A 15,111-nucleotide genomic window follows, 5' to 3' on the forward strand; every position below is an offset into this window, starting at 1 on the left:
GAAGAGTACCGTTTCGCCGCGCGCAAGTGAAGCTTATGGCGCTGGATTCTCTGGCAAATTACCGGTTGTGAGAGGTCGCCACGTCTTCTGCGGCATGCGCCAGTCAATCCCCTCCAGGAGCATCGACAATTGCGACGGGCTGAGGCTGATTTTGCCCTCCTTGGCGGCAGGCCAGACGAAGCGCCCGCGTTCCAGGCGTTTCGAGAACAGACAGGCGCCCTGCACGTCCCACCAGATGATTTTCAACAGGTCTCCCCGGCGCCCGCGGAACACGAACAGGTGGCCCGAATACGGATCCTCCGCCAGCACCTTTTCCGTCTGCGCGGCGAGCGTGTTGAAGCCGCGCCGCATGTCCGTGACCCCGGCAGCCAGCCAGACCCGCGTGTTGCTGGGCACCGGGATCAAGTTATCAGTCCCTGAACCAGCCTGACCACGGCTGACAACGCCGTCGGTCCTTCGACGACGATACGCCGACCGTCCGAGAGCGTGATGTCGATGCGATTGGCCAGAACGGTCCCATTGTACAAGCCGACCGTCTCCACACGCGCCGCATCCGTCCGGTCCTCAAGGGTTGGGCCAGAAACCTCCACCGGCAGGAAAACGTCGCCACCGTCCGGTCCGCAGCTCTCCTCCTTCGGTCCAGGCGCATAGCGCGGGTCCCGCAGCCAGGTGAAGATCAGGTTTGAATTCATCGAATACCGCCGCGCCACCTGCGCGACCGAAACGCCGGGAACCTGGGTCTGATTGCAGATCGACCGCTTTTCCTCGTCAGACCAGAACCGTTTCTTCTGGCCTTTCTTGCCCGCCATAGTGTGCCTCAAGATGTCCATTATCGATCATGGACATTATCGGCAGCGGTCCACCTCCGTCAGAGCGGTCGTACCGGACGGATACGATAGGGCTTCCATGTCGTGAGAAAATTCTGAGAGCTGACATTCGTGCAGCCGCAGCGAAATGCTGCTTCGTCCCGCACTGTGTCAGTTCATGCGCTATGCAGCGAAGGGCAGGTCTTCCCAAATCTGCGATGGTGTTAAACTTGGGGAGGGGGCTGGCATTCCAGCTGCTTGTTGATCTAAATTTCCGGTATGGCTTCGAAAACAACATTGAATGCAAAGAACCTTGCAGCGCTCGGCGCTGAGCGGTTGGCCGACCTTCTTCTTGAGGTCACCAAAGGTAATGCTGGCGCTAAGCGGCGACTGAGGCTGGAGCTGGCAAAAGAAGCCGGCTCCGGGAATGTCGCTCGGGAGATCCGCAAGCGGCTTAGCACCATTGCGAGATCGCGTTCGTTTGTTGACTGGCAGGGCCGCAATGCCTTCGCGGCTGACTTAGACATGCAGAGACGCGCCATCGTTTCTCAAGTTGGGCCGGTCGATCCAACAGGGGCGTTTGATCTGATCTGGCGGTTCGTAGCTCTTGCGAATGGGGTCTATGAACGTTGCGATGACAGTACGGGCAAGGTGCAGTCGATTTTTTACGAAGCCTGTGAAGACCTGATCGATCTGGCCGAGGTTGCCGCGCCGGACCCGCTTGTCCTGGCAGACCAGTTGCTGGAGGCCTTGGCCGATGATGATTATGGGCATTATCCAACTTTGATATCAGGTCTTGCTTCAGTCTTGGGTTCAGAAGGATTGCAGCACCTTAAAGCTGGGATCACCACTTCGGGAATTGATCTGTCGAACAACTACGCGCTGCGCATGGCGCTCGAGCAGATTGCGGATGTCGAAGGTGATGTAGACGCCTACATTGACCAACAGAGTGATCTGGCGCGAAAGGCACCACAGGTTGCCGCTGAAATAGCTCGCCGTCTTCTTGAAGCAGGGCGGGTTGAGGACGCACGGGGCGCTATTAATGCGCCAGATGGAAAAGATCGCGGATGGATACCCTATGAGTGGGAAGCAATACGGATCAGCGTGATGCGAGCGATGGGGGAACCCGAAGCGGCGCGGGACTTTATGTGGGCGTGTTATGCTCGCAGCCTTAATCAAGACCATCTGCGCGCATGGCTTGGCGGGCTGCCAGATTTCGAAGATGTTGAAGCCGAGACCCGCGCCATGGAACACGCGCTAGGTTTTGAAAGTTTCACGACAGCTCTCCATTTTCTGATGACTTGGCCCGAGATTGAGCAGGCTGCAGTTCTTATCACAAACCGTGCCTCCGAGATTGATGGGCATCACTATGAGCTTTTGGGACCGGCGTCCGACGCCCTTGAGGACCGCCATCCACTGGCCGCCACACTTTTGAAACGCGGCCTGATCGATTTTGCGCTGCAGAATTCACGGGTCAAACGTTATCGCCATGCAGCGCGCCACTTGCGAGAGTGCAAGAACCTGGCGGTTCGAATTGATGACTTCGCACAATTTGAAACGCACGAGGCTTATCTCGACGGCTTGAAACAGTCTCATGGGAAGAAGACATCATTTTGGGGGGCGGTTGTTTAGTATTCAGCTCACGGTGAGGGTAAGAGGGGCTATGTTCATTATTTGTTCTTTTTCGCATAATGAAGTTTATGTTATTTTACGAAGAAAGCAGCGCGTAGGGGGTTCTATGTTTTTGAATACGAATTTGACGCCGATCGGAGGGCCTTTTCCGCCAGACGCAGGAACTGCTTTTGTTCATCGTCAGTCAGGCCTTCCAGGATTTCTCCTTGCACCCTGACAATGGTCGGCAGCACGTCTTGATAGACTTTGTGGCCCATGTCGGAAAGCGCGACCTCACGGGCCCGCCGATCACGCTTGCTGATGGACCGTGTGACAAGGCCCTTCTGTTCTAGCCGGTCGATCACACCGCCAATCGTCGCGCGATCATAGGCGATCAGAGCGGCGATGCCGGCCTGGTCCAGTCCTGGATTCGCACGCACAGCGTCCATCGCCGCGAACTGGACCGGCGTCAGATCATATCCCGCCACTTGCACATGATGGGAGAAGACCTGGGTGGACATCTGGTTGAGGCGACGGATCAGATGCCCCGGCATGTAATAGACATTCATGTATGGAAACTCCTGAGTGAGTGGTCGTTGATGGCTGCCACATCTCTTTGGTGCAACCGAAAAGGTATTCACACATACCTATCTAGGGGTCGTTTGCGGCACGGGGCGAAATGACACTCTAAGCGTTTTCGCGATGCCGTTTGACGATGCTGAGCACAGTATTCTTGCTGACGCCGAGGTCGCGCGCGATCCAGCGATAGCTACGACCTTCCTCAACGGCAGCAAGAACGTCCGGCGCAAGTTTGTCTGATTTTGGACGCTGCCCCGGCTGGCGCCCAAGTTTCTTCCCGCGCGCGCGGGCGGCGGCAAGACCAGATTTTACACGCTCGCTAATCAGGTCTCGTTCAAACTGCGCGATCCCTGCCAACATAGTCGCCATCATTCGCCCGTGGGGTGTGTCCAGTTCGAAAGTCATACCGGACATTGCGACGACCGAAACTTTCCAGCCCGAGAGCTTGTTGAGGGTATCGAGCAAGTCTTGAGTGGAGCGCCCCCACCGGGAAAGCTCGGTGACCAACACGGCGTCGATTTTCCGAGCTTGAGCCAATTCCATGATTTTTGATCGCTCCGCGCGGTTTGACTTGGTGCCTGACGCAGTTTCCTTAAAAACACCCATCACTTCATAACCGCCACGTTCCGCAAATTCTGTCAGTTCTCGCAACTGACGTTCGCAAGACTGATCAGAAGTCGAAACCCGCGCATAGATCGCCGCTCGCTGTCCCATTTGAACCCCTTCAGATTTTTGCCTTGCAAGTCGTTGATTTTGCTGACGTGACTATCGTCATAAACAGACACTTGTTCAATAGGTACATATTTCATGCCTCGCCGCAACATTCTGACCGAACGACAACGCGCAGCGTTATTTGATCTGGCCTCCGATGAACCCTCACTTTTGCGGCACTACACTTTATCGGACGAAGATTTAGAGCATATCAATCTGCGCCGACGTCCGGAAAACAGACTGGGTTTTGCGCTGCAACTGTGCGCGCTGAGATATCCAGGCCGAGCGCTGACACCAGGCGAACTGATCCCGCACGATGTGCTTGCCTTCATAGGAGCTCAGTTGGGACTCACCGGTGAGGCGTTGCTTTCATACGCCGCGCGGCGGCAAACCCGACAGGAACATATGGAGGCACTGCGTAACTTGTATGGCTATCGGGCATTTTCAGGTCGCGGCGCGCGTGATCTTAAGGCCTGGCTTGATGAGGAAGCAGAAATTTCCATATCCAACGAGGACATCGCCCGCCGATTCGTCGATGAATGTCGGAGGGCGCAGACGATCCTGCCAGCGATCACGACAGTCGAACGCCTATGCGCAGACGCGTTGGTAGCTGCTGAACGACGGATCGAAACTCGGATCGCACAACGTTTGTCTGATGATCTATGCGGCCAGCTTGACGCATTATTGTCTGAACGCATTGATGACCGGCTAACGCGGTTCGTATGGTTGCGCCAGTTTGAAGTGGGCAACAATTCGGCGGGTGCGAACCGATTGCTGGACCGACTTGGATTTTTACAGGACATCGAGTTACCGCCGGATTTGATTGATGGCGTACCAGACCATCGTGTCACCCGCCTCCGTCGTCAGGGTGAAAGGTATTTCGCCGATGGCCTTCGCGATCTGCCTGGCGATCGTCGTTTGGCCATCCTGGCTGTCTGTGCTCTGGAATGGCGAGCCGCAATTTCAGACGCGATAGTTGAGACCCATGACCGGATAGTTGGGAAAACCTGGCGCGAAGGGCAGCGGCTTTGCGCGGCCCGCGTGGAGAATGCCAGATCGGCAGTTCAACAGACCGTTCGATTTTTCCGGGATTTAGGTGCAGCATTGCTAGAAGCCAAAGAGGACGGCGCATCCTTGGAGAAAGCGGTCGAAGGCAGCCTGGGCTGGGACCGCCTGCCTGATCTGGTTGCTATCGCAGCGCGATTGTCGGACACATTGTCTTCCGATCCGGTTGCGCATGTTGTTCAGGGTCACAACAGATTCCGGCGATACTTTCCGCGAATGTTGCGCCTTTTGAACATGGAAGGTGCCAAGGTTGCGTCGCCTCTCATAGAGGCGACGGCATTGATCCAGAGCGGCGCGAAGCATGACCAACCGAGGGATTTCCTGCGTCGAACATCCAAATGGCATCGGCATTTGGACAGCCAAGAAACGGGGGATAAACGCCTTTGGGAAGTCGCCGCCTGTTTTCATCTGCGGGATGCCTTTCGATCAGGCGATGTCTGGCTGAAAAAATCCAGGCGCTATGGAGATCTCAAACAGGTCCTGGTTCCGGCGACGGTGGCGGCAGAGAATGGCCGTCTAGCGGTCCCGCTTGATCCCGAAGCATGGTTGGCAGATCGGCACGCGCAAATGGAGATTGGGCTTCAGCAGTTATCGAAGGCTGCGAAAAACGGCGCGATTCCAGGCGGTGTCATCAAAGATGGTGTTCTCAGCCTGAGCCGCTTGCCGACGAAAACACCGTCTGACGCAGCCGATCTCTTGTTCGATCTTTACAAGCGTGTTCCAGAGACGCGGATCACCGACATCATGCTGGAGGTAGATGAGGCGACTGGGTTCACCGATGCTTTCACCCATTTGCGCACCGGGGCACCGCCGAAAGACAAGATCGGCCTGATGAATGTGCTCTTAGCCGAAGGTCTGAATCTCGGGCTGAGCAAGATGGCAGAGGCCAGCAACTCTCACGGATTCTGGGAGCTGATGCGCATTTCCCGCTGGCACATTGAAAGCGAGGCATATGGCCGGGCGCTAGCCAGCGTAGTTGACGGCCAAGGCAATCTTCCCATGGCCCGTTTCTGGGGTATGGGTCTGACGGCCTCAAGCGACGGCCAGTTTTTCCCAACCACCCGTCAGGGCGAAGCTATGAATCTGATCAATGCGAAGTACGGGAATGAACCGGGGTTGAAAGTTTATACCCATGTGTCTGATCAATTCGCCCCTTTCGCCTCGCAGACCATCCCCGCCACGGTCAGTGAGGCACCTTATATATTGGATGGATTGCTGAACAATGACGTGGGCAAGCGGATCAAGGAGCAATATGCCGACACGGGCGGCTTCACCGATCATGTCTTTGCCGTTACCTCGATCCTCGGGCATCGGTTCATCCCGCGCATTCGGGATCTGCCATCAAAACGGTTTTACGTCTTAGATCCCGGCGGTACCCCGCCCAACTTGAAAGGTATGGTTGGCGGTAAAATCCGGGAGGAGCTGATCGCTTCAAATTGGCCGGACATATTGCGGATTGCTGCGACCATGACTGCTGGCACCATCGCGCCAAGCCAGATCCTGCGAAAGTTGGCGTCATATCCGCGTCAGAACGATCTCGCCGTCGCCTTGCGCGAGGTTGGCCGCGTCGAGCGCACCCTGTTTATGATGGACTGGGTGCTGAACACCGACATGCAGCGCCGGGTGCAGATCGGATTGAACAAGGGCGAGGCCCATCATGCACTGAAGAACGCCTTGCGGATCGGGCGACAGGGTGAAATCAGAGACCGGACCGCCGAAGGCCAGCACTATCGCATGGCTGCGCTCAACTTGCTGGCCGCCATCGTAATATATTGGAATACGGCCCGTCTGGGTGAGGCGGTCGCCGAGCGCCAGGACGCCGGATTGCCTGTTCCACCGGAACTGTTGGCACACACCTCACCGCTCGGTTGGGCACACATCCTGCTCACTGGCGAATACAAGTGGCCGAAGAAGCGGTGATTGGCACCGCCGACATTCGCTGCACGCTGCCTGAACCGGAAAGACGCGGACTTTGCTGTCGTTCGCTGCGGGTGCGCCAATGGCTTCTCCTAAAAGTTCCGAATTTCCATTCGGGATTCAAAATCGGTGAGTTTCTCTTATCGATGCCTTGTGAAACACGACTTCGAGTGAAGGGTCGAACTGACTTCGAGACGACTGATTGAAACGCTGCTGCACGGATAGTCCAGACAGAACCCTCACGTCTGAGGAGCGGAGCATCCTGATCACAAAGGCCAAAATGAAGATCGGAACCCTGTTTTCGGGCGCGAGACAGCACGATCAAAATAATCGTAGAGACAGCCCCCGCACAAAGGCGGGGGCTGAAAAAAACCTAGAAAAAGCCCAGCTTGTTTGGATTATAGCTGACAAGCATGTTCTTGGTCTGCTGGTAATGATCCAACATCATTTTGTGGTTTTCGCGACCGATGCCGGACTGCTTGTAGCCACCAAATGCAGCGTGTGCAGGGTAAGCGTGATAGTTGTTCACCCAAACGCGACCCGCTTCGATCGCGCGCCCCATGCGGTAGCAGGTGTTCATGTCACGCGACCAGACGCCGGCGCCAAGCCCGTACATGGTGTCATTGGCAATCGCCAAAGCTTCGGCTTCGTCCTTGAACGTCGTCACGGACACGACCGGCCCGAAGATTTCTTCCTGGAACACCCGCATGGAGTTGTCACCCTTGAAGATGGTTGGCTGGATGTAGTTGCCACCCGCCAGTTCACCGTCAAATTTGGCCGCTTCGCCGCCGATCAGAACCTCGGCGCCTTCTTCGCGACCGATGGTGAAGTAGGACAGGATCTTTTCCTGCTGGGCGACACTGGCTTGCGCGCCGACCATGGTTTCGGGGTCACGTGGGTCACCGTGTTTGATGGCCTTTACCCGTTCGATAACGCGTTCCATGAAGGGCTCGTAGATGTCTTCCTGAACCAGCGCACGGGACGGACAGGTGCAGACCTCGCCCTGGTTGAAGGCGAACAGAACGAAGCCTTCGATGGCTTTGTCAAAGAACGCATCATCTTCTGCCATGATGTCGGAAAAGAACACGTTGGGGGATTTCCCGCCGAGTTCCAGTGTGACCGGAATCAGGTTTTCTGTCGCCGCTTTCATGATGGTGCGGCCCGTCGCGGTGGACCCTGTGAACGCGATCTTGGCTATGCGTTTGGATGTCGCCAGTGCTGCGCCGACCTCTGCGCCATAGCCGTTGACGATGTTCAACACACCGGCTGGCAGGATCGGGTTGATGATTTCGGCAAGCACCAGAATGGCGGCTGGCGTTTGTTCAGCGGGTTTCAGGACGATGCAGTTGCCTGCTGCCAATGCCGGTGCCAGTTTCCATGCGGCCATCAGGATCGAGAAGTTCCATGGAATGATCTGGCCAACGACGCCGAGGGGTTCGTGATAGTGGTAGGCGACCGTGTCGGCGTCGATCTCGCTCATGTGACCTTCCTGGCCGCGCAGGATGCTGGCAAAATAGCGGAAGTGATCCGCAGCGAGCGGGATGTCGGCGTTTACGGTTTCGCGGATCGGCTTGCCGTTGTCCCATGTTTCAGCCTGCGCCAGTAGGTCGAGGTTGTCTTCAATCGCGTCGGCCACTTTCATCAGCAGATTGGCGCGATCTGTCGCAGATGTCTTGCCCCATGCTTCCTTGGCGGCGTGGGCGGCATCCAGTGCCAGTTCGACATCAGCCGCGTCGGAGCGCGGGATGTCGTTGATTTTCTCGTTAGTGATCGGCGTGACGTTTTCAAAGTAGCGCCCGTTCACAGGCTCTACGAATGCGCCGCCAATGAAGTTCCCGTATTTGGTTTTGAACGGCGACGTGTATGTTCCCGCCTCTGTGTGCGTAAGATCTTTCATAATTTTCCTCCAATATGCCTCGGTCCTCCACCAAGGCTGGAGGCATCTAGGGGCAAGTTTCCGGAGGGGTCATCAGGGCGAAATCGAATGTTGCGGGGTTGTGTCTCAGGAGTGAGACAGCTTCGGTCAACTTTCGTTCAGGCCCAGCCGTTTCATACGACGGTACAGTGTGGCACGCCCGACACCAAGTTGCCGCGCTGCTTGTGACACGTTGCCATCAGCCCGTGCGAGGGCGCGCACCACAGCAGCGCGTTCGGCTTTCTGAAATCCGGTTGGGCCATCTTCACGCCCGAGGATGTCCGCAGCAGGCCGTGCAGATATCGTGCCGGTTCGTTGTAAACCGAAGATACTTCGCGCAGCACGGGTTGCGCCTACAACAAGGTCATCACGATCCACCGCCAGCAAGACCGCAGCTTCACAATCATCGCCGTCAGCTACGATAATACGAGAGGAAGTATAAGCCGCGCGAAAATAGGCTTCTTCGATAGCGCGGGCGGTTTGCCCGACCTGCGCGCTGATCAAGCGGTTGAACGCTTCGGTTTGATCGGCCCGGGCTGAGGAAACGTCAAGCGCTGCCACCAGGGATCCGTCTGCGCCATAGATGGGCGCGTCGATGCAACTCATGCCGGTGTTGCGTGCAAAAAAGTGTTCATCGCGGTCGACAATGACGCGGCGGTTTTCGGTCAGGCAGGTTCCGATACCATTCGTGCCTTGATGGGCTTCACTCCAATTCGATCCGGCTGCCAGGCCCCATGCCTCGAACGCAGAGGTGTCCCCGTCCGACATCCGTTGGTCTAGCACAATGCCCTCTGCGTCAGTCAGCAAAACGGCACAACCGGACTGTCCAACAAGCGAAAAGAGTGTGTCCAACCGTGGAGAGGCGACAATCATGAACCGTTCAAGCGCGGCCCGTCTATTTTCGAGGTCGGCTTGTTCGACCCGCTCCGGAGCGCGGGTTTCATCCGGGTCTAACCCGTATTTCAGGGCAGAGCGGTGCCAACTTGCTGCGACCTGCGACCGGGCGGCGGCAGAAGAAGACTGGGTCACCTCGATAATTTTGTCGGCATGTCGGGTTCGTCCCATCACTTAAACACCTTCCTAAGACAGGTCTGAACCATAGCAAATCCCTCTGCGCTTTGCACCATTCGAAAGTCGTGGAAATGATAGCCGCAAAATGGCGCGGTCTTCTTGGCACTCCTTGTGGGATGTTGGCGGGTGATCGGCAGGTCGAGCAAAGCGGTCATTGGTGCAAGTTGCATCATTCGTCAAACTGGGCTCTTCAGTAGCATTCGCTGCGCGAACCACGAACTGGTAAGTTGCGGGACATTCCTGCCATTTGCCGCGGGCGCTTAGTTTGCGCTGCGGATGCGAAGTTCTTTGAGATGAAAAAGGGCGGGGAGCGGTCATTCGCTGCGGCTTGAACCAATGTCGGCATTGTAGAGCCTCACACGCCGGGGGGACAACGCGCTCGATCAGAACCTACGCCAGATCGCGACCGTGTCGGCGCGTCCCCACCAACACGTTCATTTCTTTACGACCAATGCCGGATGTCTACCTCGCCAATATCGTGTTACATTGACAATGGAATCACGAGGAGGAGCGGGGTTTTGCTGGAACATGCACTTGTTCTGGATTCGTTAGGGGCGCCGATCAGGCACCGGCAGAAAACCCATTCAGCTGATTGGGACGAAGTGGAGGACTTCTGCCGGTCGGTCTATATGCGATATCGGGTGCGGCCTTTGGATCGCTTGTCCCTGCCGGATGCGACCATGATTTCGGCGAAGGCGGGCTGTGTGACCATGACCCGGTTTGCCTACGGCACCGGCATTCACCTTGACCGTTTCGATCCTGATGCCGGAAACATCCTTGTTCTTAACACCCTGCGCGGGGCATTGGATCATCAAACCGATGGTGGCTCTATTGCAACCGCTGCCGGGGAAAGCTTTGTCGTAGATTGCTCCCGAGCCGAATATTGGCTTGAGGGTGATCCCGACCATATGCAGCTGAACCTCACGATCCCGCATCAGGCGATGGTTGATACGGCCGAGAGGTGGTTCGGTTTCGTGCCGGATGACCGCCTGTGGACGAGCCGTGTCAAGATCGGCGGCCCCAACTCAGCCTGGCCCGCGCTTCTCGATTATGCCACCCGTGCCTTAACGCGCGCGGGCGAAGTCTCATCCGACGCAGTCTTGGTGCGGCATATCGAAGAGATGCTTTGCGTCGAACTTCTGCGACAGTGGGCATCGGCCGCTGGGTTGAGCCTTGAGACCGGGGCCCGCTGTGCAGCCCCCGGTTACGTTCGCGCGGCCGAGGAGATCATGGAAGCCGAAGCGCGCGAAGCACCTTCAATCGGCGATGTGGCCAAGCGTGTCGGCGTTTCTGCAAGGACACTGTCCGGCGGATTTCAGAAGTTTCGAGGTATTTCGCCTCGGGCATTCCTCGTGGCGCGGCGGCTTGACGGCTTTCGCCGGGATCTTGAAACTTTGCCAGCCAATGTGACCGTCACCGTGATCGCCGCAGACTGGGGCTTTTCGAACTTCGGCGCTCTGGCCGGCCGGTATCGAGAAAGGTTCGGAGAAACGCCGTCGCAGACGCGTGGTCGGGTCGCACGACGCGTCCGCCCGCACTGACTTCGTTTCCGAAATCGGACAGAACATACCGGTTGCGAACAGCGCGGCCGATCAGTGTTCCGCATTCTTCTCTTCACATCTTCAAGGGAGGAACCAATGAAGGACATCAACCCAAACGATCTGAAAATCCGGTGTGACGCCGTTCTGAACGGACTGGGCACCGGTCCGTCGCGTGTGCCCGGGGTTGTCGCGATGGCAACGGACCGCAATGGCGATATCTACGCCGGCGCGGCCGGAGAGCGGCGGCTGGACGGCGACGCAATGACGGAGGACACGGTCTTCGCCATCTTCTCGACCACCAAGGCAATCGCTGGCACCACAGCCCTGCAATGTGTCGAGGAGGGTTTGTTGGACCTCGATGCGCCTGCGAAAAACTACGCCCCGGCCATCGGTGAGTTGAAGGTGATCGACGGGTTCGACGCGGACGGCACCCCCAGACTGCGCGCCCCCAAAAGTGATGTCACGACCCGCCAACTGATGCTGCACACGGCCGGTTTTGGCTATGATTTCTTTAACGAGACCTATAAGCGCCTCGCCGAAGAGCAGGGCCAGCCCTCTGTCGTCACCGGCAGCCGCGCCTGCATCGAAACCCCGCTGCTATTCGATCCGGGCACGAAGTGGGAATACGGCACGAACATCGACTGGGTCGGACAGGTCGTCGAAGGCATCCGCGGCAAACGCCTGGGCGAGGTTATGAAAGAGAGGATCTTCGACCAGCTCGGCATGCAGGATATCGCCTTTACCCGGACGCCCGACATGAAGGAGCGGACCGCGACCATCCACGCGCGGGGCGAGGATGGCGGGCTGACCCCGATGGACGACTTCGCACTACCTGATGACCCTGAGGTCCACATGGGCGGCCACGGGCTCTACGCGACTGTGCCGGAATACATGAAGTTTATCCGCATGTGGTTGAACGACGGTGCCGGTCCGAACGGGCGGGTCCTGAAACCCGAAACCGTCGAATGGGCCGTGCAGGGCGCACTTGTCCCACCGCAGAAAGTCACCATGCTGCCCGGCGTCATTCCCTCGCTTTCGAATGATGCAGAGTTCTTTCCGGGCATACCCAAGGACTGGTCCTACACCTTCATGGTCAACACCGAAGACGCGTCCACCGGGCGCCCGGCCGGCGCCATCGGCTGGGCCGGGCTGGCGAACAGCTACTATTGGATAGATCGAAAGAATGGGATCGGCGGCTACTGGGCAACGCAGATCCTGCCGTTCGCAGATGGGGTCTCCTTTCCAGGGTATATGGATTTCGAGAGCGCGGTCTACGCGGCCCTCTCGGGGCAATAACGGCATTTTCCTGCTATGCCAAAGGGCGGGGCGCATGCGCGCCCCGTCGGACTTGCCGGTTTTCACGCCTTAGATAGGTTATGAGATAAAGAAGCCATTGGACGGGTTTGGACCGAACGTCCGCTCAGGTGAAGGTTTTCTGATGCGGGTCGCGGCGTGAGGTTCGCGTCTTGGCGGGCGGACGACCCGCGTTGGAAAACCTCCCAAGGTCGAAGCCGCGAGGGTCTTGGTGATGCTATGGGTAAAGTTCGCTGACGATCGAGACGACGGCTGTTTCAGCGGGCCGTTTGGCCTTTTGCACGAGGCTGCAGATGCGGGCTTCCCAGCCCAGTCGCCAAGCGCTGCCCGCCGGGCTGGGTGGATTTGTGGTTTGGGAACCTGCTGATACCTGATCGGCGCAGGTGGCTTGGTCCGGTTCTGCACGGAGCAGCCAGCGTGGGTTGATGATCTGTGACAGGCGGTCGGTCATGCGGCCTGCTCCCGTGGTGGCGCGCGTGACATCGGTTTCTGCCCGCGACGAAAGATCTCGATGATGCGCATGGGTCCCCCGCAGCATGGGCATGGTTCACGCAGCGTGAGCGGGGTGACGTCTGGCTCAGCGTCTTGGACATCTGCCTGATCTGGTGGTTGGACGCAGAGCAGTTTGCGGATTTTTGTGAGATTAGCTTTGCGAGCGCTGCTGGCCAGCAGGCCGTAGTGGCGGATCCGGTGGAACCCGTCAGGAAGGACGTGGATCAAAAAGCGTCGGATGAACTCAGGCGTGGCTAAGCGCATGATCTTCTGGCGGTCCCCATTTTTGAGGCGGTAGTCTTTCCAACGGAAGGCGACGGTGTCGGCATCAGCGCTGACCAAGCGGTGGTTTGAGATGGCGACGCGGTGAGTATAGCGGCTCAGGTAGGCAAGCACGGCCTCTGGGCCGCCAAAGGGCGGCTTGGAATAGACCACCCATTCGGATTTGCGGAAAGGGGTGAGCCAGGTGGTGAAGGCGTCCGTCAGCGCCAGCCGCTCCAAGTCCCCATAGAAAGCCAGGTCTCCGGCTTGGTGCAGCGCCACGAGCCCGTCCAGAAAGAGGCGGCGGAACAGGCGCGACAGCACGCGCACATGCAAGAAGAACCCAGGCTTGCTGGCGACCCATTTGGTGCCGTCCGGCGACAGGCCGCCGCCGGGGACGATCATATGGATATGCGGATGATGGGTCAGTGCCGATCCCCATGTGTGCAGCACGCTGGTCATGCCCACTCGCACGCCCATGCGCTTGCGGTCGGCCGCGATGGTCATGACGGTCTTGGCCGACGCCTTGAACAGCAAGCCATAGATCGCCTTCTTGTTCCAATAGGCGATCTGCGCGATCTCAGCTGGCAGGGTGAAGACGACGTGGAAATATTCCACGGGCAGCAGATCTTCGGCCCGTGCCTCCATCCAGTCGCGCGCGGCCGGTCCCTGGCACTTCGGGCAGTGTCGGTTCTTGCAGGAGTTATAAGCGATGTGATGGTGGCCGCATTTGGCACAGCCAGCCACATGCCCGCCAAGAGCCTCAGTCCGGCAGGCCTCGATCGACGACATCACCTTCAACTGGGAGAGGCTGACATGCCCCGCATTGGCCAGCCGCCACGCAGGACCATGGGTGCGGAAGATATCAGCAATCTCCAGTTCGGTCCGGGGCACCCCGGCGCCCGGTCACTCCAGACTTCGCTTCACCGTCTGATCCTGCAATTTGGCCAGCATCTCGTAGGGGCTGACAGTGTCGCGGATCGTCTTGGTGGCCACATGAGTGTATCGCGCAGTGGTCGTCAGCTTGGCGTGGCCGAGCAGCACCTGAATAACCCGCACGTCGGTGTTTGCCTCCAAAAGGTGGGTGGCAAAACTGTGTCGCAACGTGTGCAATGTCGCCGGCTTCTTGACCCCTGCCATATGCTTGGCTGAGGTGAAAGCGCGGCTTAACTGACGCGGCGAAATCGGGTTGATCTTCGGCTTGCCGGGAAACAGCCAGCCTTCGGGACGTGCCTCGCGCCACCAGGCCCTTAGCAACTCCAGCAAGCCGGGTGACAGCATCACCTTCCGGTCCTTCTGGCCCTTGCCCAACTCGACATGGATCAGCATCCGGTCGCTGTCGATATCGCTGATCTTTAGGTTGCAGACCTCGGACGCCCGAAGTCCTGCGCCGTAAGAGATGCTGAGCGCGGCCCGATACTTCAGCCCCGGTCCGGGTGCTGCCATCAGGATGTCGGACACCTCCTCGACGCTGAAAACCACGGGCAGCTTGCGCGGTTCGGTGCGGAATTGCATGTAGCGCTTCATCTCCTCCCGCCCGCAGGTCATGCTGAAGAAGAACCGCAGCGCCACGATCCGCACGTTGAACGTCGACGGGGTCACCCCGCTGTCTGTCATGTGCAGCTGATACGCGCGCAGATCTTCCGGTGTCGCCGTGTCGGGTGGCCGCCCAAGAAAGGCCGCGAAGTCCTTGATCGCCCGGATGTGGGACTTCTGCGCCTTCTCGCCCATCCCACGGATGCGCATGTCATCGATCATCCGCTGGCGCAGCGGGGTTACTCTCTCCTCTGTCATGGGAACCTCCTGTCGGTTGATTGAGAAGGCCCCA

The 15,111-nt window shown here is 58.2% G+C and carries 13 protein-coding genes; 4 read left to right on the forward strand and 9 right to left on the reverse strand.

Translation table 11 applies throughout. The annotated features are described in order from the left end of the window. Window positions 1-33 precede the first annotated feature (33 nt). Window positions 34-405, reverse strand: coding sequence for an IS66 family insertion sequence element accessory protein TnpB (tnpB, locus tag MED193_RS01835; protein WP_009807921.1), 372 nt, complete (start codon window positions 403-405; stop codon window positions 34-36). Further along, the gene (locus MED193_RS01840) at window positions 402-809 is read right to left on the reverse strand and encodes a transposase (RefSeq protein ID WP_009807923.1); all 408 of its coding nucleotides are present in this window, start codon (window positions 807-809) and stop codon (window positions 402-404) included. The genes tnpB and MED193_RS01840 overlap by 4 nt, the downstream gene beginning before the upstream one ends. Before the next feature lie 276 nt (window positions 810-1,085). Here MED193_RS01840 and MED193_RS01845 point away from each other — a divergent pair, with 276 nt between their 5' ends. Next, window positions 1,086-2,438: a DUF6880 family protein gene (locus MED193_RS01845; RefSeq protein ID WP_009807924.1), complete on the forward strand. Its 1,353-nt coding sequence runs from the start codon at window positions 1,086-1,088 to the stop codon at window positions 2,436-2,438. Between the two features lie 104 nt (window positions 2,439-2,542). On the opposite strand, the gene MED193_RS01850 is transcribed toward MED193_RS01845, so the two are convergent. Continuing rightward, window positions 2,543-2,986, reverse strand: coding sequence for a MarR family winged helix-turn-helix transcriptional regulator (locus tag MED193_RS01850; protein ID WP_009807925.1), 444 nt, complete (start codon window positions 2,984-2,986; stop codon window positions 2,543-2,545). Between the two features lie 118 nt (window positions 2,987-3,104). Then, window positions 3,105-3,710 carry a recombinase family protein gene (locus MED193_RS01855; protein WP_009807926.1) on the reverse strand — a complete coding sequence of 202 codons (606 nt, stop codon included), beginning with the start codon at window positions 3,708-3,710 and terminating at the stop codon, window positions 3,105-3,107. A 93-nt stretch (window positions 3,711-3,803) separates the two neighbouring features. Between MED193_RS01855 and MED193_RS01860 the strand changes: the two genes are divergently transcribed. Further along, on the forward strand, window positions 3,804-6,692 hold the full coding sequence (locus tag MED193_RS01860) for a Tn3 family transposase (RefSeq protein WP_009807927.1): 2,889 nt from the start codon (window positions 3,804-3,806) through the stop codon (window positions 6,690-6,692). Between the two features lie 370 nt (window positions 6,693-7,062). On the opposite strand, the gene MED193_RS01865 is transcribed toward MED193_RS01860, so the two are convergent. Beyond that, window positions 7,063-8,586 (reverse strand): aldehyde dehydrogenase family protein, encoded by a 1,524-nt coding sequence (locus MED193_RS01865; RefSeq protein WP_009807928.1) that lies wholly within the window; start codon window positions 8,584-8,586, stop codon window positions 7,063-7,065. Window positions 8,587-8,712: 126 nt separating this feature from the next. Beyond that, window positions 8,713-9,669, reverse strand: a complete 957-nt coding sequence (locus MED193_RS01870; protein ID WP_009807929.1) for a helix-turn-helix domain-containing protein — start codon at window positions 9,667-9,669, stop codon at window positions 8,713-8,715. Between the two features lie 524 nt (window positions 9,670-10,193). On the opposite strand from MED193_RS01870, the gene MED193_RS01880 reads away from it, so the two are divergent. Continuing rightward, window positions 10,194-11,216, forward strand: coding sequence for an AraC family transcriptional regulator (locus MED193_RS01880; RefSeq protein WP_009807931.1), 1,023 nt, complete (start codon window positions 10,194-10,196; stop codon window positions 11,214-11,216). A gap of 96 nt (window positions 11,217-11,312) precedes the next feature. After that, window positions 11,313-12,512, forward strand: a complete 1,200-nt coding sequence (locus MED193_RS01885; protein WP_009807932.1) for a serine hydrolase — start codon at window positions 11,313-11,315, stop codon at window positions 12,510-12,512. 235 nt (window positions 12,513-12,747) lie between these two features. Here the strand turns inward: MED193_RS01885 and MED193_RS01890 are convergent, their stop codons facing one another. The 3 genes from MED193_RS01890 to MED193_RS01900 are packed head-to-tail and all read right to left on the reverse strand — an operon-like array spanning window position 12,748 to window position 15,077. Beyond that, window positions 12,748-12,981 (reverse strand): hypothetical protein, encoded by a 234-nt coding sequence (locus MED193_RS01890; RefSeq protein ID WP_009807933.1) that lies wholly within the window; start codon window positions 12,979-12,981, stop codon window positions 12,748-12,750. Beyond that, window positions 12,978-14,177, reverse strand: coding sequence for an IS91 family transposase (locus MED193_RS01895; protein WP_009807934.1), 1,200 nt, complete (start codon window positions 14,175-14,177; stop codon window positions 12,978-12,980). The genes MED193_RS01890 and MED193_RS01895 overlap by 4 nt, the downstream gene beginning before the upstream one ends. 12 nt (window positions 14,178-14,189) lie before the next feature. Next, window positions 14,190-15,077, reverse strand: coding sequence for a site-specific integrase (locus MED193_RS01900; protein WP_039965707.1), 888 nt, complete (start codon window positions 15,075-15,077; stop codon window positions 14,190-14,192). Window positions 15,078-15,111: the final 34 nt, after the last annotated feature.

Origin of the sequence: Roseobacter sp. MED193 (assembly GCF_000152965.1) — a bacterium.
Taxonomy (GTDB): Bacteria; Pseudomonadota; Alphaproteobacteria; order Rhodobacterales; family Rhodobacteraceae; genus Pseudophaeobacter.